At 44.4% G+C, this 19,721-nt stretch carries 11 protein-coding genes; 3 read left to right on the forward strand and 8 right to left on the reverse strand.

The genetic code is table 11. From position 1 onward, the window contains the following. Positions 1-2: 2 nt before the first annotated feature. The 3 genes from WC773_00585 (at position 3) to WC773_00595 (ending at position 4,297) form a co-directional block, all read left to right on the forward strand. Positions 3-791: a type II secretion system protein gene (locus WC773_00585; GenBank protein MFA6081897.1), complete on the forward strand. Its 789-nt coding sequence runs from the start codon at positions 3-5 to the stop codon at positions 789-791. 73 nt (positions 792-864) lie between these two features. After that, positions 865-1,947, forward strand: coding sequence for a hypothetical protein (locus tag WC773_00590; protein ID MFA6081898.1), 1,083 nt, complete (start codon positions 865-867; stop codon positions 1,945-1,947). Between the two features lie 577 nt (positions 1,948-2,524). Continuing rightward, entirely contained in the window at positions 2,525-4,297 is a 1,773-nt protein-coding gene (locus WC773_00595; protein MFA6081899.1) for a hypothetical protein, read from the forward strand. A gap of 153 nt (positions 4,298-4,450) precedes the next feature. Here the strand turns inward: WC773_00595 and typA are convergent, their stop codons facing one another. The 8 genes from typA to WC773_00635 all read right to left on the reverse strand — a co-directional run bounded on the left by typA (position 4,451) and on the right by WC773_00635 (position 19,413). After that, positions 4,451-6,256: a translational GTPase TypA gene (gene typA, locus WC773_00600; GenBank protein MFA6081900.1), complete on the reverse strand. Its 1,806-nt coding sequence runs from the start codon at positions 6,254-6,256 to the stop codon at positions 4,451-4,453. A 422-nt stretch (positions 6,257-6,678) separates the two neighbouring features. Beyond that, positions 6,679-8,289: a transglutaminase-like domain-containing protein gene (locus WC773_00605; protein MFA6081901.1), complete on the reverse strand. Its 1,611-nt coding sequence runs from the start codon at positions 8,287-8,289 to the stop codon at positions 6,679-6,681. Between the two features lie 81 nt (positions 8,290-8,370). Beyond that, entirely contained in the window at positions 8,371-8,997 is a 627-nt protein-coding gene (locus WC773_00610) for a hypothetical protein (GenBank protein MFA6081902.1), read from the reverse strand. 23 nt (positions 8,998-9,020) lie between these two features. Next, positions 9,021-9,980: a hypothetical protein gene (locus tag WC773_00615; protein ID MFA6081903.1), complete on the reverse strand. Its 960-nt coding sequence runs from the start codon at positions 9,978-9,980 to the stop codon at positions 9,021-9,023. 9 nt (positions 9,981-9,989) lie between these two features. Then, a complete protein-coding gene (locus WC773_00620; protein MFA6081904.1) occupies positions 9,990-16,367 on the reverse strand; it encodes an RHS repeat-associated core domain-containing protein in 6,378 nt (2,125 codons plus the stop codon). A 191-nt stretch (positions 16,368-16,558) separates the two neighbouring features. Continuing rightward, entirely contained in the window at positions 16,559-17,560 is a 1,002-nt protein-coding gene (gene trpS, locus WC773_00625) for a tryptophan--tRNA ligase (GenBank protein ID MFA6081905.1), read from the reverse strand. Between the two features lie 297 nt (positions 17,561-17,857). Next, on the reverse strand, positions 17,858-18,625 hold the full coding sequence (locus tag WC773_00630; GenBank protein ID MFA6081906.1) for an ABC transporter permease: 768 nt from the start codon (positions 18,623-18,625) through the stop codon (positions 17,858-17,860). Next, complete coding sequence (locus WC773_00635; protein ID MFA6081907.1) at positions 18,622-19,413, reverse strand: ABC transporter ATP-binding protein; 792 nt, start codon at positions 19,411-19,413, stop codon at positions 18,622-18,624. Before WC773_00635 ends, WC773_00630 begins: the two co-directional genes overlap by 4 nt. Positions 19,414-19,721: the final 308 nt, after the last annotated feature.

The following is a 19,721-nucleotide window of genomic DNA, read 5'->3' on the forward strand; positions in this document are numbered from 1 at the left end:
AAATGAATATGAAAAAATCATACACCTTAATTGAAATATTAATTGCCTCGGCAATCTTTTCCGCTATCATAGTTATCACTATCGGTACATTTTCCGGGTCAATTTCATTCAGTGGGGCAGCTACTGAAGACAGGGTAACTAGGGGAGCGGCTCAAACGTTTAATGATTGGCTAACCCGCCAAATTCGCGCCACCAACACCATGCCAATCACGCTGTCCTCCTCTGGACCGGCGGCAGTTACCACTATGTGTTTAATTTCTTCCGATGGTGGTTCGAGGATATGTGGCGCATTGCCAGATTATAAAGCATCCGGTTTTTTGTTCATCGATGCGTACAATCTCCCTCTAAATTCTTATGACATTGCCGATGGCGGGACGATTAATGGGGTAGGTGGAATTATCATACCAAAACCAGACACCCCGCGATATTGGATGTATATTGGTACGCCATGCGCCGGCGAATCATTGCCAATGGTGCGTCAGACTGTCGCCGCGTTCGATACGGTGCCACCAAACCCGTGTGGGGCCAACTGGACATCTGCCGGGCAAATATTACCGGCCGAAGTTTCGGTCAAAAATCTAAAATTCTATGGCATCAATCCAAAATTAGCCAAATTTGATACAAATGGTAATCTAACCGATTACGGCGCGCTGTCACAGCCATATATTTCCTGGAGTATGCAAATGTATCCCACCAATGCGCCAGACCGAGTTACTACTTATCAAACCACCCTTACTTCACGTGATTATTCGTTTGCCTTCCCGGTTTGTACCACTGGAAACTGCCAATGATAGGCCTCCTGGTCCGTAGGGGAGGACTCATACCTGTCCTCCCGAAATCTGACCTCAAAGAAAGAATAACAAGATGAAACACAAATTATCACATTATCTACCAAAAGCTAAAAGTTCGGCGTTAATTTTAACGTTAGTAATAGTTACGTTAATTGCCAGTATGATCTTTTTTATCGGGCGCTCTGCTATCAAAGAGCAAAAGACCGCTGCTTCTTCTAACTCTTCATTAGGAGCGTACTACGCCGCAGAAGCGGGAATAGAAACGGGCTTAGCTATGTTAGCGTCAGACAAAAATCTAGAATCGCCAACCTGTCTCACCGGCGCCGTAGATTGCACCTTAAGCAACCTAAATTCCAACTTATCGGTAGATGACCTGGCAAAGGCCGTGCCAGAGTCATTCCCCGAGCGAGTGCGGCTAGCGCGATTCGGTGCAAATGGGGCATTGTCAAATAACGCCACCGATACAGATCTGGGAACGTCGGTTAGTCCGTTACTCAACGGAGTGCTCACAATGCCAGATCCAACCGAATACGTTTATGATCTAAAAATCACCAGCAAAATTGATACTATGGGAAAAGTGTCCGGTGCCAACCCTCCACAACCGATGTCGCCATGTTCTGCCAGCCCCTGCGCCACTACCGACCCGGGTTTTTTGGCAAACGGTAATGTTAAAGAGTTTACACTGGAAACCGGCGTTGGCGCAGACGTGCCGGGGAATATAAATATATTCTGGACTTGTACTGACAGGGATTGTGATGGACGTGACCAAATATTAATAGAATATATTCGCAACAACTGTGGTGGTAACACGGAGTGTACTGAAGATAGGGTTATGGGGTCAGAATACGCCAATCATTCAACGCCTCTAGTAGGTTTCGGCACCTCAAACGCCACGGGAAATATAACTAAAATACGTATCAAACCTGTTAGTTCAGATGTCGCCACCTTTTCTGGGATTAATTTTAGCCTGGTGGCATATAATAAAACTAACGATGGCACGGTGCCTATAAAATCCGATATCACTAAGGTACAGTCTATTGGTTACTATGGGGGAATAAAACGCCGCCTAGAGGCAAATGTAGATAGAAGCTCAGGAGCGTTGTTAGGTCTGTTTGACTACGCCGTGTATGCCGGTGGTACTCTAACCCAACCATAAAAAATATCACCCCCGAGGTGGTATCCCTTCACACTCGGGGGAGATATTTCAAATTCTAAGCACTAAGCACTAAATTCTAAAATGGATGTCACTTTTGTCCCCTCTCCTCGTGAGGAGAGGGTGGCTGTAAGCCGGGTGAGGAGCTCCTCATCCACCCTACGGGCACCCCGCTAAGCGGGGTCAAGGGACGCTTAGCGTTCCACCTTCTCCCCGAGATGAGAAGGGTATTAGCATAGCGTCTGTCACGCAAACTATTGACAAAGTTTAAAAAATAGTATAGAGTGTTGGTGTATGAGTAACACATATTACCAATATGGTCTAAAAACGGCAGATGCTTTCTAGCGCATTCTCTTGATGAGTTTGCGATTTTTTGCATCGCCCTTTATTCTATATATAGATATGATGTTAGAACCTTAATAACATTTCAAGAACTCCTCTAGTTAGTGCCGCCAAACAAGCTGGCGCACCGTATCTGGCTAAACCCGGATGTGGTTCGACATACTTGGCACACTCGCCGGCTTAAAAGGCTGGCACTATCTATCGCCACACGTAGGTGCGGCGAGGAGGAGACAGTAAGATGAAGCGAAATCTAATTCTGCTTCTCGCCGCTATGATCGTCATCGCGACGGTCGGATGTGGTGGAGGCGGTGGGGGTTCTAACCCCCCGGCCAAAGAGACTCGGTCGGCCAACGTGGCCACCGCGACCTTTGGTTCGCAGTATCTCAAGACGCACAATCTGTTGGTGCAGTGGGTCGGCGACAAAACCGGCACTAACTACGGCACCTGCAAGATCGAGAGCGTCAACAAGACATCGGGTACCGGCACGCTGTCGGTCAACCCCGATGGGAGCATCAGCTTGATCAACGATCTTCCGGCTGATGTCTTCAACTTCACGTTCGTGACGCATCATCCCCCAATCGAATCCGGAGATCCGCAATACGACCAGCTACTGACGGGCACGGCAACGATCACCATCGTCCCCGAGTCCACATCAACCAACCCCACCAACTTCAACATCCCACAAGGCGGGCAAATGACGCTGGTGGCGCGGGCGCAAAACGCCCGAGCTACGGGAGCTGAAGTTGTCCGCGTTACTGCGGCTGACACGTCCCGCGTTCCGGTGAACGTTGAGGCCACATGGGTGATCAACCCGCCGAATGCGGGTAACATCGTCAAGAACACCGGCGAGACAACGTACACCTTCACAGGCGCCGCGGCTTTCACTGGCACGTTCACGCTAACGGCACATATCGCTAACGCGATGGACCAGCCGGCAGCAGTCAACGGCAACGCCATTGCCCACCCGACCATTGGGGTTTCCAATCCTACGGAAGGGCAGACTGTCAGCGGCACGGTTACCGTGCAGTTTGCCGCCCAGAACGCCACAAGCGTGTACTGGAAGGTAGACTCTGGTACCGAGATGTTGGCATCAAGCAATTCGTTCCCGCTTGACACGACTACTCTATCCAACGCCAACCACACCCTGAATTTTAGGGCAGTGGGGCAGTTGGAGACCGTAACGCTGTCTCGCGCGTTTACGGTTAACAACCAAGTGCCGTATGACCCGGGGAAGGCCGGCAAGCTGACCTTCACCGGTGGTACGTACAATACCAACTCGGATAACTCCGGCAAGATGGTTAGTACGTTCTACATGTTCAAGACTGGCGGGGCGGTGGCCGTTGATAAGGCGGATACCATCCGCTTCTTCAACGCCGCGGGCACGGTGGTGAACACCGTGCAGACCGCCGACTATGGCTACCCGGTGGCCGTTACCTCTGGTGATGTTGTCTGGGCTGTGCGCCGGAACTTTGGGCAAGTTCGGCTACTCAACAAGACCGGAGCAGTTGTCAACACTCTGACGGTTGCGGGGGCTAATGACGCTGCTTACGTGGCCCAAACCGGTAAGGTGCTGGTTAGCGGCAACAACGGTATTCGCGAGTACGACCCGAACACCCTGGCGTACACCCAGCTACGCACCGACCGTGCCACTGCCGTAACTGGCGACGATCGGTACGTATTCTATCAGGGTACAGGCGACGGATCCGATCCGACTATGCTGACAATCTGGAAGTTGGATCGGACAACCGGGTCAATCGTTGCCATCGCCAAACCGGGCATCCTGTTCAGTCTGTATAGCCCGCCCGGATTCAACTGCGTCGTGGGCACCGACGGCACGTCCAAGACCGTGAAGGTCTGGGACAAGTCGGGAGGCCTGTTGTCCTCAACCCCGCTCCCGAACGGGGAGCAGGTTGTGGGCATCGGCGTTGACATGAGCGGAGATGGTAGCGGGCTGTTCATTACGCCTGACATCTCGCTCTTCCAGTATCGGGCACAGATTGTGCCCAACTAGTTCCGGTAGCACCTCCCTAGTGTGGTGAAATATCCGCACACCCCCGACTCAGGTCATTATGACTGGGCGGGGGCTTTTTTTTATACAAAAAATCCTAAATTCCTTAATATCGATTCCGGATCATCCGCCAGCTGGCGGACCGGAATGACAGGGTTATTTTCTAGCGCGGGAGCGGTCTAGGGCGTGGAGTAGTTTTTTGCGTAGGCGCAAAGACTTCGGAGTTACCTCTAGCAACTCATCATCCTCTAGAAAGTCGATTGATTGCTCTAGCGACAAATTGGTTGGCGGAGTTAGCTGCACCGAAATATCCGAGTTAGACGATCTAATGTTAGTTAACTGTTTTTCTTTACACACGTTAATTTCAATATCTTGCTCGCGCGTGTGTAATCCCACAATCATTCCCTCATAAACTTCGGTTTGTGGCGGAATAAAGGTGATGCCACGCTCTTGCGCGTTGGCCAAGCCGTACGCTACCGCTTTGCCGCTTTGCGAGGCCATCAACGCGCCCAAACGCATTTTCGGAATAGCGGCGCCCATTGGCTCAAAGTGCAAAAACAACGAACTTAACGCCGCGGTGCCGCGTGAAATAGTTAATAATTGATTTCTAAGTCCCAGCATTCCTCTGGTGGTAATGTGAAAACACAATCGGGTTGTGCCGTCTTGCTGAACTTCTTGATACTGCATGATGCCGCGTCTGCGGCTGACTTCGCTGGTAACGGCGCCGGCGTGTTCGCTTGCTACATCAATAGTCAACTCTTCAAGCGGCTCACATTCAACATCATCTACCATTTTAGTAATGATTTGCGGTTTGCCAACTTGTAGCTCAAAGCCTTCGCGGCGCAAAGTTTCAATAAATACGGATAAATGCAGCTCACCCCGCCCCGAGATGATAAATTCGCCGTTATTTTCCTCTAATCGCATTGAAACGTTGGTTTCCAGCTCTTTTTTGATGCGATCTAAAATTTGGCGGCTGGTGACAAATTTGCCTTCGCGCCCGGCAAACGGGGAAGTATTGGCGCCAAACGACATCTTTAAGGTTGGCTCTTCAATAGCGATGGTTGGTAATGCCTCTGGATTTGTAGAGTCTGCCACGGTTTCGCCAATGCGCACCCCTTTTAAGCCGGTCATTGCCACAATTTCACCCGCTTCCGCCATATCAACTTCTACTCGTTTAAGCCCGCGATTAACGTAAACTTTTTCAATTCTGGCATTGGTTAGATTGCCAGTAGGGGAGATCACAGTTACATTCAACCCGGGTTTGGCGGTGCCACGAACAATGCGGCCAATGGCGTAGGTGCCTTGATACGAGTCCGCGTCTAAAGCGGTTACCAGCATTTGAAAAGTACCGTCAGACACTTCTGGCTCCGGTACATAGTCTAATATTGCCTCAAAAATCGGGGTTAGATCGGCTGATTCATTTACATTTGCGGGTAATTCTTTCCACGATTTGCCCTCGCGGCTGATAGCGTAAAACACCGGAAAATCCAAATGAGCTTCGTCGGTGGCTAAATCCAAAAATAAATCTTGAGTACGGCGAATAACGGTTTCGATTCTGGCGTTTGGTTTATCAATTTTGTTGATGACTACAATTACTTTCAAACCTAGATCTAGCGCTTTTTTAAGTACAAATTTGGTTTGCGCCATCGGGCCTTCTTGTGCATCGATGATGAGCAAAGCACCATCAGCCATATTTAGAGTACGTTCTACCTCACCGCCAAAATCGGCGTGTCCGGGAGTATCAATGATGTTAATTTTGGTGTCTTTGTAAAAAACGGCGGTGTTTTTGGCTAAAATGGTAATGCCACGCTCGCGTTCTTGATCAGACGAGTCCATGATTAAATCTTGGGTCATCCAGGCTTCGTTATCACGAAAAGTGTGAGATTGCTTTAACAAAAAATCAACCAAGGTAGTTTTACCGTGGTCAACGTGAGCAATAATGGCAACGTTGCGTATTTTCATAAAAATTTTATCCCGAGTATACCTCGGGAATCCCTTATTCCGGATATTGTAATTCTACCATATTAGCCAAAATAAGTCAAACATGGGGACGCGTCCGGAAATTATTATGTCATTTCGACCCGGGGAGCTGGCTCGAGCGACCACGTTGGCCTCCGCTCGTAAAGCTACGGCTTGGAGAGAGAAATCTGAGAAAGAATCCTTTCCACCATTAAATTAGATGCTTCGCATCGAAATCACTCGCAATTTGCTCGCGATTATCAAATTTCAAATTTCAAATTCTTGCTCGAGGTGTGCGCACCGAGAACTCTGTGATGCGATGTGAAATAAAGGTAGTTCTCGCTATGCTCGAACAAGAAACACGAGGTGGTCCTCGCCTCGGTACGTTTTACGCCCTAAACTTGAACAAAAAGGTTGCAGCGTAATTATTCCGGCAAGGTGTTAAAGTAAAAACCTTCGTACTGTTTAACGGCGGCGTTATATTTTTCTAACAACTTATTATAATCTGCAATGGCGCCGTTGTATGAGTCTATGGTGCTTTTGTATTGATTATATTTTTCCGAATACGCGTTATATTTTTGCTCTGTAGGGTCTGCCAGATAGTTTTTATAGAATTGATCTTGAGATTTCTCCAAAGACATAATATTATCATACTTTTTCTGTAACAAAATTTTCTCATCCGCTAGTTGGTTATACATTTTTTCAATGTCTTGTTTAAGCGTTTTTATCTGCACAATGCGTTCATAAGATTTACCGCTATTAATATCTACCACAAATCGCGGCGCTGTTAATGCTTTCTTACGTTCCACCGAAATGGTATCCGGATTTTCGCTAGCCGAAATTGGTTTTACCTCAGTAATGTCTAAAACCGGCACACCATTATTATCATTTATGCTTTCCGGAATATCGCCTGGAATAAAAGCCGGATTCGTCATCTCTGCATAAGTATACTTTGTGTTAAAATCGGTATATCCACTAGGAGCGCTAATTCCTAGCGCCATATGATTATCATCATTAAACGAGAAAATGCCGGTGCCGTAGCCCAATTTATTCAGTATTATGCTGCCCAAATACGTTTTATCGGTACAAATTCCCTTATTTTTAGATAAAGTTACGTAAGGATATTGCTCGGTGTCGGCGGTGTTGCCGGTTACGTTCAAAACTATTTCTGCCTTTGCATCATCGTACGGGATATTCTGCACAAAACAGGTGGCAAGCTCTAGCGTCTGATCATCATTCAAATTGTTGGCTTTGCCCACGGCCACAATATCGCTAACCAGCTTATCAACGGTATTATCTTTGTCGTTTTGATAAATAAATTTGGCAAACTGGTTTTTGGCAAAATATGAGGTATTAAGCAAATAATTGTGCTGAGTGTAGTAGTGATTCACGTTTTGGTGCGTTACTACATCTACCTTCAAATCTTTGCCCGAATATTTGCAATTCAAAGTGGTGGTTTTGGGGTGATTGGGAAATGGGGGATAAATTCCCAAATAACCTTCGTTTGCGCCATAACCCAGCCCGCATAGCAAAATGATGACGAATGTGGCCAGCTTTAGAATATGAAATACACGCTTGGAGCGGGTAGTAGGCGCAGGTGATGTTGCTTCGCGATATCTAAATGCCCAATGCTTATTAGTAAAAAATCCCCACAACGTGGCCAAAGTAAATGCGGCCGAAAACCCGATGTAGCGGGGCAAATGTAAGTAAATTGCACTGGTAAGAATCAGAAAAGTTAGTCCGTATATTACTAAGCCAACAATATAAATTATAAAAAACTTTAATACCAAATGGCGTGGCGCAGACCCGGCGGTATTAAAAACACGTTTTCTGACAAATAAAAAACACACGTCAATGGCGGCAATTAAAGCAATAAATACCGCAATCAGCTCTCTTTCTTGACTAAACAGGCTGAAACTTTCTCTAAGCGTGGCAAAAAATATCAAAAAAAGCGCAATGAATATTATATTGGCAATGACATATTTAACAAACTGCCCCACAGCAGGATATAATTTGATGCTGAAAATCTTCCGCATTTATTTCCTCAAATATCTACCATTATTATACTCTTATAATGCCCGGTGATTTATGTGATTTTTCCCATTTATCACCAGCAATTATTTCTTAAATCTTAAATCGAATGCCTTTGGCAGCTCAGAAAATGGAATCAGTCCAAATTCCTTGTAATTTTCAGGAAGTTTGAGTAATTCCGGTAGAGATAGTTTTGTCATAACGTTGTATTCTCCCAATGCCATATCCAATAATATGTAGGCTAGGGAGGTAAAAGCTTTGTTTGATGAGTCGTAGCCGTCAATGTATATTTTTAGTGCCATTCTCTCGCCGCCGCTATCATTGTATGAAAAATACATATCTTTATTCGGATCGATATTTAATTTACCTATTGAGAACGCTGTTATAGAGCCAACCCTTGGCTTGAATGCAATAACTTTCCAAACATCCAAATCAGGTGCAACGTTAACAAGTTTTTGTACAGAATCGATTAGAGGGGGAATTCCATCGGGAGTAACAATGAACTCCCTTTTTCCGTTAACCGTTGGGCCAAATAAATAAACTATGCCTTTAGCAACCTTTTGCATTTCTGAAAAAAGTTGGTTGCAGATACGTTCTCGGCCTGTTCGAACGGCCATTAATTCGTCTGAATGATCAGAAAACCACCTCCAAAATCGTTCTTCCTTTGTTGCGGGCAATGTTCCATTATCTTTTAGTCTTCTGTTAAAAAACATATAATTTCTTTCTTTACTAAACTTTAATCAACAAAATACGCTGGTTCTGCCTCGAAACCGCTTACTTTATTCTCTTTTAAAATTCGATAAAGCCTCTGAGAAATTATTATGAATGGGTGTAAGTATTGCAATGATCTAAATTGAGACGTCTTAGCAAAATCTGTATTAGGCCAATTCTTGCGGTTAAAATAAAAACTCGTTCCTATACCTGGGCCAGCTGTTGTTCTAAATCCTTCAATAACCTTGTCGTACAACGGATTTGGTTCGAGCTGGTCTTCCAACTCTAGTTTGTGAAATTTTATGCCAAATTTGGTCGGTGGCACACTGTAACCGCATGTTGGAACAACATTTAGCTGATAGAAATCTTTTGATAATTTTTTCTCGTCAGAATAATAATCAACGTCTTCTGCGCTTTCTTTTATTTTTACAGGTCTGTATACAGGATCAATTTTACACCCAGTAACCTTATTTTTCTCCAATATCTCTTTAAGTCGTTTTGAGATAATTGTTTCATCTGAAAATGTTTTTTGTATGTCTTTCTTGGATAATTTGCTCACATTAATTCTTAGGGGCGATATCTGTTTTTTTATTTCCCAACTATCCACCGTTACAATCGGCTGGCCAACACCTTTAATGTTCATTGTATATTCTTTCCCCGTCCCGCCCTTGCCAAGTACTTCATATTTTGTACCGTACTCTTCCGCAAACATTTCATTTGGAACGTCGGCGATTCGATTAAGATACAATATTTCAGCTGACCTCATCTCTGATTCAGAGAATTTATTTAACGCCAAAGGTGAATATGCATTTTCTGGGTTGTGCTCCCAATAGTCAAATATTGATTTAAAATCATGATTGTTCGTGCACACTCTCACCGCAAAAATAGATGTGTTGTTTGGTTCGTGTTCCAAGTGATGGAATTTATCAATAAATGATTGTGGAATTTTATCTCTATGGAATCTAAATGAATATTCTATTTGCACGAAATTTCCTTATTTAATTTCTTTTAGAAAATTGTCAATCGGTAATTTATCATAAACTTTCTTTATTACTTCTCCCACTTCCTTTTCCCACTGGGAGTAGTCATTCTGCTTTAGCAGCCGATAATATTCCGCAGCTTTACCGTATGCCACCTCAGCTCTAAATGCATTGGTGATTTGTTGGTGATATTCTTTGGGAATTATTGCCCGCACTGCTTTGGCAGCACCACCGAGATATTTTGGGATAATATGATGCGATTCAGTTTTAATAACATTTTTTGCGGTGTTGACTGCGGTGCTTGTTTTTGCAATGTTTGCTGCAGTTTTTGTAGTAGAGCCACCACCTACAGGTGTCAAATCCCCAACAAGTCCGACACCCGCAATTATTTTGTCCGTTTTAGTTGTATTTGGGTCGAATACTGTACTCACGTCGTTTGCAATTAAACATTGCATCACTGGGCTATTGGCAATGTAAAATAGTGAAGCTAGAATCAAAGGCGAGTAGATTATTAAAGGAGCCAAGAAAATAATTTTACCGCTGGGATCTGTGTGTGTTAATGGGCTATTATTACAATAGATATATGGATTTGATCCTAGTGCGGTATTATCTGCAACAACAGGGTCTTGGCTGGTGAAACGTCCTAAACTTGGATCGTACATCCTAGCTTTCATATAGTATAGCTTAATCGTGCTGTCATACCAATACCCGGCATATAGACGAGGGTTTAATTTATCCAGATTATTTTGTGGAGCTGGTGGCTGAGGTACGGCTCGGGAATCTGGTGTCGGCCCACCCATAGTTGAAACTGTTACATTGCCCCATGCATCGTAAGAGTATGAAACTAAACGGTTGCCAGATGCATCTGTAAGCCCAGTAATGTCTGAATGGCCGTTTTTAAGGTAATAATAGGTCTGCGGATTGTTGTTTGTGTCTGGAATGGTTACGGACGATAAGTTTTCATCTTCGTCCCAAGTGTAAGTGCGCAGCATTTTTCCTGCCGCGTCTGTTTCAGAAACCAGCTTGTCTCCGTCATAGACAAACTTGGTAGTAGAAACAACGCCGGTGGGTGATGTTTCGGTGCGGGTGGCTCGCTGTTTGGTTAATTCGTTGTAGGTGTATTCTACCGTAGTGTTGTCTGGTGTTATTGCTTTAATAAAGTAGTCATCGGCATCATAGAAATACTGGGTAATGCCGTTTTTACTATCGGTTACTTTTGTAACATTGCCGTTTTTATCATATTCGTACGTTTTTGTTCCGTTAACGGTGCTGGTTTCTTTGATAAGGCGGTTTGCATCACCCAGTTCATCATAGGCGTAGGTAATGGTTTCGGCCGCCGTAGTTTTCTTGGTGCGGTTGCCCATTAAATCGTATGAATAAGTGGTACCGTTTTCACCGGTTAACTGGTCACGTGCATCGTATGCGTAGGTACGTGTGCCGGTTAGCGAATCTATAGCGGTGGTAATATTTGAATTAGCATCGTACGTATATGAAATCTGTTGTTGTATGGCGCCGGCTTTATATTTGTTAACTACCTGTTTAACTCTACCGGAGGTGTCGTAGGTGTAGGAAGTGGTATCACCATTTGGTTTTTTAACCGCTGTTAATTTGCCTTCGGCGTCTTTGGTCAAAATGTTGGTTAGCACTTGGCCGGTTTGAGCCAGGGTGGTTGAAACTTGGCTAACTTCTTGGTTGGCATCGTATACGGTGGCTACAGTGGCGGTAGAAACGGCGCTAGTAACCACGTTATCGTTTTTGTCGTAGGTTAGGGTATTGTTGCCGGTAATGTTAGATTGAACTGCGGTAACATTATCATTTTTATCATAGGTAATGGTGTCGTTTTCAGATTTTACGGTAGATGTGGTCTGAACTACATTGTCGTTTTTATCGTACGATACGCTTGTGGTGCCATCTTTGTCGGTAATTTGGGTTGCATTACCATTTTTGTCAGTTGTGGCGGTGGTGGTGCTACCGGATTGATCTGTGGCAGACGTAATATTGCCATTTCTATCGTACACTGCTGTTTCGGGAACGCCGGTGGCATCAGTTGTTTTGGTTAGCTGGTTTAGCTCGTCGTAGGTATTAATGGTCATTTTGCCTTTGGCATCCGTAGTTTTAACTACATTGCCAACAGCATCAAAGGTGGTGGAAGTTATTGCTCCCACCGCATCGGTAAGTTTGATCTGCCGGTTTAATTTATCATAAGTGTAAGTAGTGACGTTTCCTTTGGGGTCAATATCTTTTAGTTTGTTGCTGTTTTTATCATATTCGTATCGGTTTGTAATGCCAGCCGGGTCTTTAATGCTGGTTAGGCGCCCCAAATTGTCATAAGCATAAGTAAGCGTGTTTCCCATGGCCGATTTCTCGGTTAGTTTGCGGCCAACGGTATCGTACGTAAAGGTAGATGTCTCTAACTTTGGCGACACGGTGGTTAACACATCGCCATCTGCGGTGTATGTAAATTTGGTTATGGCTCCTTTAGAATCGGTAACGGTAACTTTGTGCCCCTTGGCATCATAAGTAGCTGAATCTACATTTCCCTTGGCGTCTGTTGTAGATAACAACAACCGGCGGCCGTCGACCGAATAGGTGGCGGTGGTAACATTACCTTTTGGATCGGTAGTTTTAACTAAGTCGTAGCCCGCATAAACATTGGTGGTGGTGGCGTCCATTGGGTCTTTGGAAGTCAATAAGTTATCATTTGCGTCGTAGGTGTTGGTGTAATTAAAGTAGTAATATTCGTTTTCTGGGAGGTCTGGGGTAATAGTGGTAACGTTATAATTTCCATCATTACCGTAAATTTGGCGATAGCCTTTGGGGTTGGTAAAGTTAATTAACAAATTGTTCTGGTCAAAAGTGGCGTTAGATTTTCGCCCCAAAGCGTCTGTTATATCAACCGACCGATTATTGTATGACAGTTTGCTGCTGTTGCCCAGTGCGTCTTTAACCTCTGAAACGCGGTTTTGAATATCGTAATAAATGTAAGTAGAGCTGCCGTTTTTATCCACATACCTGGTCATTTTTCCTGCTGGTGTGTACTGATAGGCATATAATCCACCCAGCGGGTCTATAACACTTGTTAATTTAAACGGCGTTACGGTGGTGTTATAAGAATATGTAATTTTTTGACCAAGTTGGTTGGTAACAGTTTCTAGCCGTTTGCCGGTGTAGGTAAGTGTTATAAAGCGCCCGCCATCCACAATTTTGGTGACATTCCCATTTGTGTCTCTGTTATAGGATATGGTATTGCCGGAAAGATCAACTCGTTTTTGCAACAGCCCAGTGCTAGAAAAGTAGGTTTTTAACCCGGATTTAGAAATAATGGCGTAAGTGTTGTCTGCGTTTTTAACTAAGTCTATGGAAAGACCGGTTGGGCGTTTGTACGTTCCATTTGCGTTCCTAGAAAAAATATCTACCGCGCCGGTGCCGTCTTGGTACATTACATTATCCGGGTCAGCAAAGTTTAGATACTCATCAAAACTGGCACGCCATCCTTGTCCCATGGTAGCGGTGGTTGTAAGTGGAAGTTGATTATCGGTATCTAGCAATAAGCCGGTAATTTGTGTGTTGTCGGTATTCAAAAATCTAGCCGAAAGCGCCCAAGCAGATGAAGCATGTGCTACTTTAAACATTACTTTATTCCAACCAGCTAAAAGCGGCACATCAACCGAGTCGCTATCTAGGGTAATGCCGCGCAGAACATCTTTAAGCCAAACCATGTTGCCGTTAACCCACACCTTTACGCCATCTGCCGAGCCAATTTTTAAGCGATACGTTTTGGCGTTAAGAACATAAACATTAGTATACGCGTAAACAGTGGCGTTACTGTTGTAACCGGATTCAACTGAGCCAGCGCTAGCTAACGCGGCGCTAATATCTAATGCCGGCGTTGCCGATGAGGTTTTGAACCACAAGTTGCTAGATGAAACCGAGCCAACCGTTGGTTGTGCTGTGGCTTCATTAGCAATAAATGCCTTTGATAGCCTGCCGGCCTGATTGCTTTCGCGGTATGGGCCGTTAACTAGCCAACTGCGAATATAACCATTTGCATCTGGAACAGTTGGGGTGTTGGCTAAGGTAGAGTTATATGACCGCCCAACTGCCAGCAAGCCGGTGTTAGATGGCACAGTCATATCTGTACTGGAATAAGCTACGTTTCCTGTTGCCAAGTCTATTGGCCCGGCTTTGGTGTAATATTTTTCATCACCTAAATGAATAGAGCTAGAAAGCGCGGGGTTGGTAATAGCTATTGCAATGTTTTTAGTAGCCACGTTTTGAGTTGAAAACCAAGTTTTGTTGTTTACCTGATACATATCTAGCTGCAAAGTGTAGTTGCCGGCGTTTAGTGGAGCTGGAACATTTAATAATATGTTTCCAGTAGCACCGTATTTTGCCACATCAGACTGGAAATTTTGTGGGGTGCCATTGAAAATATAAGTTTGCCCGGCAGAATCAACCCAGTGATATCCGAGTTGAAACTGTCCAATTGGCCAATTTTGGTTACTCATATTCGTAACTGACATTGGCAAAGAAATGGTACTATTCGCAGTGGCGCTAGTTGGCGGGTTATTTAGGTTGTATGTGGCACCGTACGCGGGGTAGTCAATGGCGGTTAAGCTAACGTCTTTGGTGGGTACACCCTGTTCGGAAAACCACGTTACACCTTCTTGTACCATGTCCCATTTAACTGTGTAATTTCCGGGTATACTTGGAATTTTTACAGTTGCATTAAGAACTACTCCATCACCATGAGGGGCAATATCTCTTGGCAACAGCGTCCGCACGCCATCCCATGTTACTAATTGCCCCGCAGAATTATAAATGTGATAACTTAAATGTGTGTCAGATTTTAACCATGTATTTCGTCCGGTGTTTTGCGCGACCACGTCAATTGCACCACTTGTATCAATTAATTGAGACCCTAAATTATTTGTAGAATATTCAGCATAATAATCACGATAATCTATTGTTAGCCGTGGTTCATATTCTAGCGGAGTGGTGGGGTCGTTTTCAGCCACCCATATTCGGTAACCACTAGGATTTTCCCAGTCAGATTTAAATGCCAGTGCTCCGATCCATGATCCATTTTGGTTATGCGATTCAAACCAATATTTTAAGGCGTTCGTCACATTCATTGCATAATTTGGACCGCTATCGCCATATTGATACCCAACTTCTCCTATTCCTAGTGGCTGATTATTCCAGTTGACAGTCTTTGAATTAAACCAAGGCACGAGATTGGCTGTTACTCCAGAGACGGAGCATATCTGTACACAGGCTTTTTGGCGGACAGTAAAAGTGGCGTTGATAATATTTGCGTCGGTTAGATCTGGGATACTAAACGGAATTAGGGTGCGTGTTAGCCCTTTGCGGTATGTCCCTTCTTGGTGATTTCCCACATACAAATTGGCTTGATCCCAAGTGCTGGTATTTGGATAATACTGTTCAACGTAGCTATCCTCACCGTAATGCAAATCTACCACCACGGTAGGGTCAATTACTACCGGATAAACTCGAGCGGTGTCTGAAAGCCACTGCGCATCTGGGGTCATGGTCAAAACATAACCACCAGTTTCCGGTTCCAGCGCCACACTTATGGCATCGCTATATTCATTTGCTTCGGAATCTTTGCCACCCCGCGCGTCCCACATTGTCATTTTGGGAATATAAAATGCTGTTTTTTGGTCTTTGTCCAAAAAGCTAATTGACCCGTCATCGCCTTTTTGGGCGGTAACACCGGTGGTTTGCAAGTGATAAACAAAGCTGGTTTGAGTGGGTTTTTGATTTAGGGTAATTTCTTCTTTAACGCCTTCCGGGATAGCGTAATAAGTTACATTTATACCCGGTGTAACATTGCCGTAGGTAATTTGGTTATTTTTAACTGCCGTGCTGGGGGTAAACAGGGTGGAAAGTTGAAGATTAGATAGATTCAAGGCATTTGGTGCCGGTGCTGTGGCTTCTAGCGCAAAGCTAACCTCGTTGCCGTTGCTAGAAATAGAGACCGGTTTGTCTGATAGTTGGTTAGGCAAAGATAGGATGAATGAGTTGGCGCCGTTTTTATATCCGTTGTCGGTGGGTAATAAATTATTATCAATTTCTTTCCATACGGTTTTGCCATTTTCGGTTGCCGAGTAGTTTATTGGAGTGGAATAAACTACCGCTTGCATTGTGCCATCCGGTTGTTGGAAAGTCTTGGAATATTCGCCGCGTTTATCAGTAATTTCTTGCGGTACGGTGATGGGCGGTTTGGGGGGTAAAGTAAATTGAGTGTCAGATACCGGCGCGGGGGTTGGTTGTGCGGCCGGAGTGGCGGCAAATGCAGACGCGGGCAGATTGGGGATGGTAAACATCACCATCAGTAGGTAGATAAAACCCTTTTTAATTGACGCCATTTTTACTCCTTTATCTTGTTACGTTAAAAAAAATCGCGACAGTGCGCGATTCGATAATTTTAAATTGAAACCATGCTGCTCTCTGGCAATATACAGTAAACAAAGTTGTCTAAGTAATCTTTCAGGTTATTGTGGATATTATTCATAACACCTTTGTTGTATTCTTATTGTTTACGCTTGTCAATACTCCTTTATAGTCCCATTGCGGATTTGACGTTGTCTAGAGTTTTGATGGCTTCTTTGCGGGCCGCAATAGTACCTTGTTCCAAAATATCATCCAATAAAGCGCGTTTGTTATGCAATTTAGCACGATCTCTAATTGGATCTAAATATTTATTTAATGCTACCGCTAGAGCTTTTTTGACTTCAACGTCTCCAACTTGGCCTTTGGCGTATCTGTCTTTGAAGTCGGCCACCTGATCTTTATTGGCATTGAATAAATCGTGATATATAAAGACAGGATTTCCTTCTACTTTACCCGGGTCGGTTTTGCGGATTCTATTTGGGTCGGTGTACATAGACATCACTTTTTTGGTGACTACCTCGGGATCGTCAAGCAAACCAATGGCATTGCCCAGGCTTTTGCTCATTTTGGCATTGCCGTCTGTGCCAATTAGGGTGGCGGTGTTAGACAGTAGTGCTTTTGGTTCTGGTAAAGTATTACCGTACATTTGATTAAACCGAGCGGCAATTTCACGCGTCACTTCTAGGTGGCTAGACTGATCAACACCAACCGGCACCGTGTCTGCACCAACCATTAATATATCGGATGCCATTAAAACCGGATATTCCAGCAAACCAAGCGAGGCGTTGGTGATATGTAAATTGTCCATTTGTTCTTTTAATGTGGGCACGCGCTCTAATCTCGCTACCGAAATTATCATACTAAGTATGACAAATAGCTCGCACACCTCTGGAATGGCGGATTGGCGATAGATGGTTACTTTGTGTGGATCTAGCCCAACTGCCAAATAGGTGAGTACTTGGTTGCGGATGCGATCTTGGATATCGGCAATTTCGGATTTTTGTGATTTAGTAGTGAGCGAATGCAGATCCGCTACGATGATAAATGTTTGATATTTGTCTTGTAGCTCAACTCGTTTTTGTAACGACCCGACTAAATGTCCCAGGTGCAGCGCGCCGGTGGGACGATCACCAGTTAGAATTCTGTTTGGTTTAAGATTATTTTCCATACCTTGATGGTATCAGAAAAATGATTTTTCGACAAAAATACTGAAATTTTTGGGCAAGAATTTGAAATTTGAAATTTACAATTTGAAATGATGGAGGGAGCTCATTCTTTAATTTCTCCCTCCTTCGCTCATCCTAGATTCGGAACGGCACAGCGGGCGGAACGCTGAGCGTCCCATTGCCCCGCTCAGCGGGGCGGACATCCCCCTTCGCCACCTCCTACGCTAAAGCTTCGGAAGGTCAAGAAGGCTACGGAGGACAAGCATGGGTCCGCCCCTACTTAGGTCGTGAAAGTTATCTTACTTCAATGTCTTTTTGAATGATCCTAGGGTAAGAAAGATCATAATCACAAAGAATATTCCGGCTACGGCAAAACCTTGCCAGATAGACGGATCGCCCCAACCACGAATAAACAACCCTCGCACGCCTTCAATTACATAGGTAACCGGGTTCAGGGTAACCAATTTGGCATAAGAGGCGGGGAGTAAATCTTTGGGCATTTGCGAGGTGGTTAAATATAGAAACGGAAAAACCAGCACAAACATTGATTGCACTAACCTTGGGTTACCGGTTCTAAGGGCAATTACCATACTAATACAAGACCAGCCCATGGCAAAGATAATCATCATGGCAAAAATGGCTAAAATACCCAAGAATCCGGTGCTTGGCGTTACCCCAATCGCCAAAAGTAAGATTAAGACAATCAAGCCCTGAATAATCGCCTGTACTGCCACTTCTGTCAGCTTTGATAGAATAATGGCAAGGTGATTGATGGGCATAATGGTCAATTTTTTGAAATATCCGGACGAAATATCCACTACCAATTCGATGCCGGCGTTTCCGGCGGAAAAGAAGATGGCGGTAAACAACGCTACCGGCGCAATGAATTTTAGATATGAATCAGACGGGAATCCGGGGATAAGCGATACCGATTTGAACGCAGCCGAGTTTACGGCAAAGAAAAATACCGGTATAAATAGCGACGGAATTAACGCCAGTAGGGGACGCCAGATTTGTTTGATGTTGCGGATTGATAAATAATACCAATCGGATAGAAAATAATTCATGATCTTGCCCTCGAATACGGATCAACCGCTTTTGTATTCACTTCTTCATCTAAAAATGTTTTGCCAGTGGTGGCTAGAAATACCTCTTCCAGAGATTTGGTTTTATGCTTGGATAATAATTCGGGGATAGTGCCCTCGGTTACGATGTGCCCGCTGTCCATAATGGCTACCCGTTCACACAACTCCTCGGCTTCTTCCATAAAGTGAGTGGTTAAAAAGATGGTCATACCGGCTTTATTTAGATTGCGCAGGTGTTGCCAGATTAACTGCCGAGCGTGCGGGTCTAACCCAACTGTTGGTTCGTCAAGAAACAGCACTTTTGGCTTGTGTAGCAAAGCTAACGCTAAGTCAAATCTGCGGCGCATTCCGCCAGAGTAGGTGGCGGTGTATTTGTCAGCCACTTTTTCTAACTCAACCAGCTTTAGTAGCTCCTTAATCTGTTTATTTATCTCGGCAGGCGGGAGGTGATAAAGCCGTCCGTGTAGTTGCAGCATTTCCCGTGCAGTAGCGGTTTCATCTAACCCAACTTCTTGCATTGCAAAACCAACTAATTTATAAATCTCTTTTTCGTTTTCGGATACTTCTAGATTATCTATTTTGACCGATCCGCTGGTTTTTTTAACCAGATTGACCAGCATATTGATGGTAGTGGTTTTCCCAGCCCCGTTTGGACCCAGAAAACCAAAAAACTCTCCTTCTCTGACTTCAAACGAAATGTTGTCCACTGCGTTTTTGTCGGATTTGGGGTAGTGTTTGACCAGATTTTTAACTTCGATTATGTTTGCCAATTTAATCCCTTCTTTAATTTATTCTAAGCATAGATTAATGTGGGTTACAGTAGCGTTTGGCTATTGTACCAATCCCGGTCAAGATGGTCAAGTAGGTTTGACACGTGAATTAAGAAACCTATTAAGTGAGCTAATGTTTCACTCTTGTCATCTCGACTCCTCGAGCTTTGTCTCGAGGGTGGAGAGATCTCAAGAAAGACTGGAAAAGATTCTTTCTCAGATTTCTCCAACGCAGTCGATTTGACAATCTCCTCGGGTCGAAATGACAATAGAAGTCTTTGGACTCACGTGCGGTAACTGGTCATATT

It is taken from the genome of Patescibacteria group bacterium, assembly GCA_041660565.1.
Classification (GTDB): domain Bacteria; phylum Patescibacteriota; class UBA1384; order CAJBMM01; family CAJBMM01; genus JBAZWC01.

Coding starts and splice junctions, on each gene's coding strand:
- WC773_00595 (MFA6081899.1), top strand. CDS start 2,525: ATGAAGCGAAATCTAATTCTGCTTCTCGCCGCTATGATCGTCATCGCG.
- WC773_00630 (MFA6081906.1), bottom strand. CDS start 18,625: ATGAATTATTTTCTATCCGATTGGTATTATTTATCAATCCGCAACATC.
- WC773_00590 (MFA6081898.1), top strand. CDS start 865: ATGAAACACAAATTATCACATTATCTACCAAAAGCTAAAAGTTCGGCG.
- WC773_00585 (MFA6081897.1), top strand. CDS start 3: ATGAATATGAAAAAATCATACACCTTAATTGAAATATTAATTGCCTCG.
- WC773_00605 (MFA6081901.1), bottom strand. CDS start 8,289: ATGCGGAAGATTTTCAGCATCAAATTATATCCTGCTGTGGGGCAGTTT.
- WC773_00610 (MFA6081902.1), bottom strand. CDS start 8,997: ATGTTTTTTAACAGAAGACTAAAAGATAATGGAACATTGCCCGCAACA.
- WC773_00620 (MFA6081904.1), bottom strand. CDS start 16,367: ATGGCGTCAATTAAAAAGGGTTTTATCTACCTACTGATGGTGATGTTT.
- trpS (MFA6081905.1), bottom strand. CDS start 17,560: ATGGAAAATAATCTTAAACCAAACAGAATTCTAACTGGTGATCGTCCC.
- typA (MFA6081900.1), bottom strand. CDS start 6,256: ATGAAAATACGCAACGTTGCCATTATTGCTCACGTTGACCACGGTAAA.